General features: G+C 38.4%; 4 protein-coding genes. 3 read left to right on the forward strand and 1 reads right to left on the reverse strand.

Annotated elements, in window-relative coordinates:
- Positions 1 to 242: 242 nt before the first annotated feature.
- Positions 243 to 596: an XRE family transcriptional regulator gene (locus ACFIJZ_RS09550; protein ID WP_273791732.1), complete on the reverse strand. Its 354-nt coding sequence runs from the start codon at positions 594 to 596 to the stop codon at positions 243 to 245.
- An 87-nt stretch (positions 597 to 683) separates the two neighbouring features.
- On the opposite strand from ACFIJZ_RS09550, the gene ACFIJZ_RS09555 reads away from it, so the two are divergent.
- The 3 genes from ACFIJZ_RS09555 (at position 684) to ACFIJZ_RS09565 (ending at position 2,444) form a co-directional block, all read left to right on the forward strand.
- Positions 684 to 923 carry a DNA-binding transcriptional regulator gene (locus ACFIJZ_RS09555; RefSeq protein WP_273791731.1) on the forward strand — a complete coding sequence of 80 codons (240 nt, stop codon included), beginning with the start codon at positions 684 to 686 and terminating at the stop codon, positions 921 to 923.
- 670 nt (positions 924 to 1,593) lie between these two features.
- A complete protein-coding gene (locus ACFIJZ_RS09560; RefSeq protein ID WP_375631912.1) occupies positions 1,594 to 1,929 on the forward strand; it encodes a dATP/dGTP diphosphohydrolase domain-containing protein in 336 nt (111 codons plus the stop codon).
- 11 nt (positions 1,930 to 1,940) lie between these two features.
- The gene (locus ACFIJZ_RS09565; RefSeq protein WP_375631910.1) at positions 1,941 to 2,444 is read left to right on the forward strand and encodes a hypothetical protein; all 504 of its coding nucleotides are present in this window, start codon (positions 1,941 to 1,943) and stop codon (positions 2,442 to 2,444) included.
- Positions 2,445 to 2,476: the final 32 nt, after the last annotated feature.

A 2,476-nucleotide genomic window follows, 5' to 3' on the forward strand; every position in this document is an offset into this window, starting at 1 on the left:
CAGAATTTATAAACACTGGTTTATTCACAAATGCCTCCATACTGCCTATTGGCAAAAGTTATTTTCTAAGATATGGAACATATGTATGCGCATATTGCACATATGTCAACAATAAAATGTGCAACATGAACATATTTAGTGAGTATTATATTATTTTGGGATATATAAAATGGATGATATTGATAACCTTATAATGGAGGCAGTGAATAAGCTTAGTATAGATAAAAAAAGAAGGTTAATTATTATTCTTCGTCTTTTAGAGTATCTAAAATGCGAAGAAGCCACTGCTTTTTTTCAGGAGATATATTTTTTAGAGCGTTAAAAACTTCTTCTTGAAGTTCGCGGTCTGAAAGAGCAGTTGTAGATTTTGTTTTTATCCCCTGTCCTTCACCAGTCAATAACCAACCTGTACTTACGTTAAAAGCTTTTGCGTATCGACTTGCGGCTTTATTGATGCCGCGAACTCCTTGTTCATGTTGTATATAAGTGTAATATGGCCAGCCGTAATATTGAGCTGCGGCTCGGGCAGATTTAAATCCTTTGGCAATTCTTGCTTCTGTTAAGCGTATAGCTTGGTCGGGTTTTTGTTCTTGCATTCTGACAACTCCTTTCCATTCATAATGCACATATTATATGTGCTTTTCGACTTGACTTTTTTCTGTGCACATTGCACACTTAATTTTATGAATAAGATAGAAGCAAAAAAAATACGCAAACGCCTTAATCTTACGCTGGACGAAATGGCAGCGTTATTAGGCGTTAACAAATCAACAGTATGGCGTTGGGAAAAATATGGTGTTCCTTCAAGAGGGGCAGTGGCTTATCTTTTAAAATCTTTATGCGATCAAGAGCAACACCCCCCATTGTCGAAAATTAGCAAGAGCTGCGGTGTTGATCACACCGGAGAAACTTTACAGCATTAAGGAGATAAAGATGGCTGTAGAAAAGAAATATGAATTCATAGAACAGGGGGTTATGCTTTATCCTGATAAGAATAATTCACATGGTATTGTAATGCTTCGTCGCATACGGGCACTGAGAGACTTTGGAAACGTTAAAAAAGGTGATTTTGGTGGTTTTATAGAACATGAAGGTAACCTATCACATGAAGGGGATTGTTGGGTAGATGATTCGGATAATTCCTTTAGCCGTGGATATGTTTTTGGCAATGCTCGTGTTTTTGGAGATGCCCGTGTTGGTGGCATGGCACGTGTTTTTGGGCATGCACAAGTATACGGTTGTGCAGAAGTTTTCGGTGATGCGTATATTTATGATCATGCAAAGATTTACGGTAATAGCAAGGTTTATCATTCTCGCGTTTACGGCGAAGCACAAATTTATGAGAATGCTTTTGTTAGAGGTCAAGCAGAAGTTTATGGGAATTCTCGCATTTTTGGGAATGCTGAAATTTATACAAAAGCACGTGTGTATGGGAATGCCAAGGTATATGAACATGCACATGTTTTTGATCAATCTAAAGTTTATGATAACGCCTTAGTTCACGGGCATGCCAAGATTAGAGAGAATGCCAAGATTTACGGCAATGCCGATGTTTGTGACTATGAAGATTTTCGCGATAACGACGAAGTTTACATGCGTAAACACGTTTCATATAGCACAAACGAAGCGCATAAGAATGATGATGGTAAGCCTCGTATAGAGCTTATACCGCCGTTGGCACTGATTGAAATCGGCAAAGTTTTAGAGTTTGGGGCAAAGAAGTACGGAGCAAACAATTGGCGTAATGGCATGCACTGGAGCAGGTTTCACGGTGCTGCTTTACGTCATTTATTAGCATGGTTTGGTGGAGAGCATAAGGATGTTGAGAGTGATTTATCACACTTGGCACATGCGGCTTGTTGCATTCTTTTTTTAATGGAATGCGAAGCACAACAGATTGGTCATGATGACCGCCCTCATAAAAATTAAAGGAGATAAAGATGAGTTCGAATGAAATTTTATGGATAGCAGTGGTTTCAGTTTTGCTCTTAAGCGGAATGATGTTTCGTATTGCATTGCATTATCGCGCGCAGGTTAAGGCTCTTTCAGAGGAGATTCAATATCTTAGGGCAAGAGTAAAAAAGGTAAATACTGATTTTATATTAGGGAATAGAAATATAACTTATGAATGTGATGCGGATATAGGAAAGTCTGAAGCAGAAATTAAACAACTGAAGCAAGAGATTAAAGAACGCGACGAGGAAATTAAAGAACTGAAGCAAGAGATTGAAGAACGTGACGAGGAAATTGAAGAACTTAAGCAAAAGATAGATGCGTACCGAGAAGACTTTAAACGGAAAAGTGAAACGATAGAAGCACTAAAAGCAGATGTGCAATCACGTGATGCGGAAATTCAAAGACTAACACAAAAGCTTAAGCCGCGTGATGAAGCAGTAAATGCGCCGCCTCATAAGAATAAGAAGAGTAAGAAGAAGGGTAAGTGAGGAGTGGATAAGATGACAGTTAAAAAGAAGTA

This window comes from Bartonella sp. CL70QHWL (genome assembly GCF_042194855.1).
Lineage (GTDB): Bacteria > Pseudomonadota > Alphaproteobacteria > Rhizobiales > Rhizobiaceae > Bartonella.